Below are 5,828 nucleotides of genomic sequence, written 5' to 3'. Positions count from 1 at the left end.
ATAGCTTCGGCGTGGGCTTTAAGCTCGGCTTGGGTTTGGGTATCCATTAGGTTGTGTTTCGGGTTCTGATTCCATGATGCCGATTTTAGCTTGCTTCTCTCCTGAGCATTTATACTCATTGCATAACTGGGATGCACCCCAGACAATGCCCTGATCCATTCTTGATATTGAGGTTTTTGTTTTGTTTGAATGGGGCTAGCTTGGGCGGCTACAGTGATCAAGTCAGCATCTAATTGTAACCAATCCACAAAGGTTTTTAAGGGCTGATCTAAGGTTTTTAAATTGGGCGGCACTGGGGGTTCTTGATCACTGCCATCAAAATTAATTGAATTTTCACAAGCAGCCAACCACGTCAGATATAAAACCCGATAATCACCATTAAGAATGGCTTGGCGTAACGGAATTAACTGCGTTAGCCAATGATTCTCTTCATCAATCCAGTAGCTCACGCCTTCATAATGCACTTCAAGATTGACAATCACCGCATTGGCTTGGGTCACCACTTCGATCGCTCCCTCGGCACAATAGGGCTGTAATGCGGCAAGATTGAGGGCTGATTTTGGATAGCGAAAGGCTAACTGATGACTGCCCCAATTGGCGGTGTACAGCAGAGCATCAAAACAGCGACCCAAAACCATCAGTGGATCACCCCGAAAATCTCCATAACTATAGGTAAAAATAGCTTTTCTGTTGGTGGGTTCGACCCGACTCGATAAGGTTTTAATATAACTTTTCTCCGCGTCTGTTAGGGGGCGATCGATCGCTCTAAATTCATAATATTGGTATTCCATGGTTGTCGCACCGTCGTGATTGGCTTTTGCAGTTTCTGCTTTATCTTATAGCGATCCTCAATCAATCGTAAATCTTATAATTCCCGCCAACAAGGGGCTTAAGCCCCTTGCCTGTTCATTAATCAAATAGGATTGCTATAGCGAAGTGTGGGGGAGGCTCTCAATTTTGGGTTGGGGTGCTTAAAGAAGCTGACAGGCTTTGAGTTTTTGGGTGAGCTGTTCGGTGTGTTTCCACCATTTCGTGCCGCCGACCCAGCGTCGGGAGGGGAGATGACCTTGGGGAGCGCGATGGGTGAATTGGAGATAGGTGTGACGGGTGACCCGATGCACGGGCCAGCCCACCTGTTGGCAAAAGGTGGGGTAGTCTCCCTCGGCGGCGAGGAAGAGTTGACTTTGCACCTTAAACCCAAAGAGGCGATCGCTGTATTTTGCCCACAGAAAATCAATGGCTTGGAGGTCGGCACAGGGCAGGGCTGCAATTTCCCGCACGAACAGACAGGCGTTATCGCGTTTGTGGAGGAGGCGGCAGAGAATCGCCCAGGTTTCAGCGTCGGCTTGTTCCCAGCGCCGTTTTTGCAGCATCGTTTTGAGGTGGGTGTAGTCGATGCGGACGGGTTGGGGGTCAGCCGGGGGCGGGGTTTGGGTGGTGGGGGTGAGGTCTTCGGGGGCGCGGGTTCGGGTGAAGAGGGTGGGGGTGTTGAGGTCAGGGTTTGGGGTGGAGTCTGAGAGGATGGGGGGCGCGGTGGGGCCACCAATGTCACGGAGGAGAGCGGTGGCAGATTGGACTCGGTGCCGCAGGGAGGGGGCGACGAGTTGGTTGAGGATACCGATGAGGGCGGGGCTGAGGGTTTGACCGGGGGGGAGGCGATCGCGCCACTGCCAGCGTTCATTGACCACATCAAACAGTTGATCGGGATGCAATCCGGTGATTAAGTTCAAACAGGTGACCCCCAAACTGTAGAGATCGCTGGCCGGGAGGACTTTACCGCGCATCTGTTCGGGAGCCATGAAGCCCGGTGTGCCGATCACCGTTGCGCCGCCCATCATCGCGGTTTCGGTGAGGGTGCGGGCAATGCCAAAATCAATCAGGATAAATTTGCCATCGGCCCGCCGTTGCAGAATGTTGTCGGGTTTGATGTCGCGATGGATGACGTTGCGATCGTGAATGAATTGCAGCACGGGGAGCAAATCCCGCAGCAGTTGCCAGATCCGGGGTTCCAGGCTGGGATGTTGCGACCACACCGAAGGGTTGAGCGATTGACCATTCACCCATTCCTGCACCAGATAGAGTTGATCGCGTTCTTTGAAATACGCTGCCAGGGTGGGGATTTGGGGATGGCTCCCCAGTTGACTGAGTTGGAGGGCTTCTTGTTCAAAGAGGGCGATCGCTTTCGCCTGGAGTGCCGCGCTCGTGGTTTGGAAAAATAACTGTTTAATCACGCAGCGGGGGGATTTGGGCAAATCGAGATCCACCCCGATAAAGGTACGCCCAAACCCGCCCTGGCCGAGGGTACGGATCGGGCGATAGCGTTGTTTGAGCAGGATCGCCTGACCGCAACTGCGACAGACTTGGGCGCGATCGCCACCCTCGCTGTTTTGGGGGTGGTCACAGTCAGGATTCAAGCAGTAGGACATAATAGAAAGCACAGCCAACGGGCGAGAACTGTCCCTATTGTCTACCCTTTTTTTCCATGACAAAACTAAACTGATCTACCCCCCGAATTTTCCATCCAGCCCACCCCTATCGCTCGTTCATTTTTTTTTGTCTAATTTTAACCAGCTAAAAACGTCCTGCGCTGTCAGTTGCATCTCCATATCTGGTAAAACTTGTAGGTGTTGTTCACCGCGACAAACCTGAATCTTTTGTTGTGGAGTTAAGACCAGCACAGAATAGTCATTGGGATCAACCAACCAACCCAATTGCGACCCGTGCTGTAGACAATGCAAAAGATTATCAATCACTCGATTCGTGCTTTGGTCAGGCGATAAAATTTCAATCGCCCAGTCCGGTGGAGTTGTAAAGTGATCTTCTGGCTCGCCCAATTCATTAAGCTGCACCCGATTCAAAGCAACGACGACAACATCAGGCACAATTGAACGGCCACCAAACGTACAACGAAGCTCAGGTAACGTCAGGTAATTGCCTTGGGGATCATCGATTTCAGCTAACAATCGTTTCTGTAAAACAGAATGTCGAAATTTAGGCATAGGCTTCTGAATTACATCACCCGCCATGTATTCCCAGGCAGGGGATTGCTCCAGCTCAGGTAAAGTTAGGAATTCTTCGAGCGTTAACGTTGGAGTGAGGACAGAGGTCATACGCTTCAGCCTAAAGATTGAGGACGCTACGGCAGGGGCTAGGCATTGCCGACACAATATAAACTCAGTTTAGCTTGATCATCATCAAGCCCGCCCCATTGGGTGCGATCGCGCTAGCTACTCATCGCGCTAGCTACTCATCGCGCTAGCTACCATCGCGATCGCCTCCCTCTCTATTTTGGGGGTGTTCACAGTCAGGAGTAGGACATAATGGAAAGCACAGCCAACGGGCGAACTATCCCCATTGTCGATCGTTCTTTTCATGTCTAAACTGATTCATCCCTCCGACGTTTCCCCTCAACTCACAAAAACGCCTGTAGCCGTGCGGATGGCGGGCATTACGAAAGTTTACGGCAGCGGTAACGCTGAAGTTCGCGCCCTGGATGGGGTGGAATTTGTGGTCAATGTCCATGACTACTGCGCGATTATGGGGCCTTCGGGGTCGGGTAAATCAACCCTGATGAACATGATCGGCTGCCTCGATCGCCCCACTGACGGCATCTATGAACTCGACGGCATCAATGTCGCCACCCTCGGCGATGCAGACTTAGCCGATGTGCGTAACCGGAAAATTGGCTTTGTCTTTCAACAGTTCCACCTCCTGCCCCACGCCAACGCCGTCGAAAACGTGATGCTACCGATGATCTATGCCGGTGTCCCCGTCACGGAGCGGCGCGATCGCGCCGTAGCCGCCCTCACCCGTGTCGGCCTCGCCAATCGCCTCACCAACAAACCCAATCAACTCTCCGGCGGTCAACAGCAGCGCGTCGCGATCGCCCGTGCGATCGTCAACGAACCCGTGATCATCCTCGCCGACGAACCCACCGGAGCCCTCGATTCCCACACCACCCAAGAAGTCCTCGACCTTTTCGCCGAACTCAACGCCAGCGGCATCACGATCATCACCGTCACCCACGAAGCCGATGTCGCCCAACACGCCCACCGCACGATCTGGATGAAAGACGGGCGCGTGGTGCAGTCCCATTAAGACGCGGGGCGATTCACCTGCTCGGCAGACGATTGTGCCGCTGCATGCTGCTGGACTGGAATGGTGATGATAAACGTCGTGCCCTCACCGGGTTTGGATTGACAACGAATCGATCCGTGATGTTTTTCCGTGATGATTTGATAGCTAATCGACATCCCTAACCCCGTGCCTTGGCCGATCGCTTTGGTGGTGAAAAAGGGATCAAAAATTTTGGATTGAATCTCTTTAGGAATTCCTAAGGCATTATCTTGAAATGTGATTTCAACCTGTTGCTCATCTCCCTGTTGTACGAGTTTTGTTGCGATCGTAATCTGACTCGGATCTGCTTTGATGTCTTGATAGCTGCGAGTTTGATTGCGTTCTTCAAGCGCATCAAGGGCATTCACCAAAATATTCATAAACACCTGATTCAATTGCCCTGAATAACATTCGATTAAAGGCAGATCACCATAGTGTTTGTTGATGATGATTTCCGGATGCTTCGGCGTTGCCTTGAGACGATTTTGCAAAATCATCAAGGTGCTATCAATGCCCTCATGGAGATTCACATCTTTATAGTCGGCTTCATCCAAACGTGAGAAACTGCGCAAAGAATTGACGATTTCACGAATGCGCTGTGATCCCACCTTCATCGAATCGATCAGGCTCGGCAAGTCTTCGAGGAGGAAATCTACCTCTTTTTCTTCGATTAAGTCCGCTAAATCAGGCGCAGGATTGGGGTAATGTTCCTGATAGGTGGTAACCACTGTGGTTAAGTCTTGGACGTATTCATCAATATGAATTAGATTCCCGTAGATGAAGTTCACCGGATTGTTGATTTCATGGGCAACTCCGGCCACCAATTGACCCAAGCTGGACATTTTTTCCGTTTGTACCAGTTGGCTTTGGGTCTGTTTGAGGGTTTTGATCGTGTCGCGGAGGGTTTTTGTTTTTTGATGGAGTAAGGCTTCGTCTTTTTTGCGATCGCTAATATCCGTAATTGTCCCCACATAGCCATCCTGATTCGGAAGGGGAACCGCTTGGCTAATCACCCACGACACCGACCCATCCGGACGCTGAAACCGGCATTCGGTGCGGAATGCACTCTGATTTTGGGCGGCTTCATGCCAAAGTTGGAAGGCGCGATCGCGATCCTCCGGATGGAGCGCCCCCGCCCAGCCCAACCCCAACGCTTCATCCGCACTGAGACCGGCGATCGCTTGCCAGCGATCGTTCGTATAGAGACAATGCCCCTGCACATCCGTCATAAACACACAGATCGGCGATGCCTCCAAAATCCCCACCAACCGCTGACGCGCCAAATCCCCCTGTTTTCGCTCCGTAATATCCAACGCATTCCCCACCAGGCGATAGATCTCCCCCTGGGGGTTGCGCAACGGGGTGAGCGTCGTTTGAGACCAAGTATCTTCCTTCTGAAACGGCACATATTCTTCGTAGGCGATCGCCGCCCCACAATCCAGGCATCGTTGTTGACATACTCCCCCACTAAACCCTACGGGCTAGAGTGGGAGATTCTGAACAGCCAGTTACCTGACCATTTATCCACTCAAACAACGAGAGTTGCAGAGGGTTGCTAGGCTCAACGACTCACGCCATTGATTTATCCTGATTTCTCAAATCTGTTAATTCAGATTTAGCCGTAACTTTCTGATTCTCCACCAGTAGCTTGGACGGACTAATTCCAAGGAGTTCAAGTCCTTTCATTCCAACATTGACACTTGCCTAGTGTT

General features: G+C 51.7%; 4 protein-coding genes and 1 pseudogene. 1 reads left to right on the top strand and 4 read right to left on the bottom strand.

Translation table 11 applies throughout. The features are described from left to right. The 3 genes and pseudogenes from PN477_RS07815 to PN477_RS07805 all read right to left on the bottom strand — a co-directional run. A pseudogene (locus tag PN477_RS07815) lies at positions 1–791 on the bottom strand (hypothetical protein); the annotation flags it as partial. 180 nt (positions 792–971) lie between these two features. Next, entirely contained in the window at positions 972–2,426 is a 1,455-nt protein-coding gene (locus PN477_RS07810; protein ID WP_272115597.1) for a serine/threonine-protein kinase, read from the bottom strand. A 117-nt stretch (positions 2,427–2,543) separates the two neighbouring features. Next, positions 2,544–3,110, bottom strand: coding sequence for a Uma2 family endonuclease (locus PN477_RS07805; protein WP_272115599.1), 567 nt, complete (start codon positions 3,108–3,110; stop codon positions 2,544–2,546). Between the two features lie 262 nt (positions 3,111–3,372). Between PN477_RS07805 and PN477_RS07800 the strand changes: the two genes are divergently transcribed. Further along, positions 3,373–4,098 (top strand): ABC transporter ATP-binding protein, encoded by a 726-nt coding sequence (locus tag PN477_RS07800; protein WP_272115601.1) that lies wholly within the window; start codon positions 3,373–3,375, stop codon positions 4,096–4,098. Here PN477_RS07800 and PN477_RS07795 read toward each other — a convergent pair. After that, entirely contained in the window at positions 4,095–5,522 is a 1,428-nt protein-coding gene (locus tag PN477_RS07795) for a sensor histidine kinase (protein ID WP_272115603.1), read from the bottom strand. The two genes, PN477_RS07800 and PN477_RS07795, sit on opposite strands and share 4 nt — an antisense overlap. Positions 5,523–5,828: the final 306 nt, after the last annotated feature.

Origin of the sequence: Spirulina subsalsa CS-330, assembly GCF_028330765.1 — a bacterium.
GTDB lineage: Bacteria > Cyanobacteriota > Cyanobacteriia > Cyanobacteriales > Spirulinaceae > Spirulina > Spirulina subsalsa_A.
Note: the sequence above shows the minus strand (reverse complement) of the source record. Positions and strands in the feature narration are given on the sequence as shown.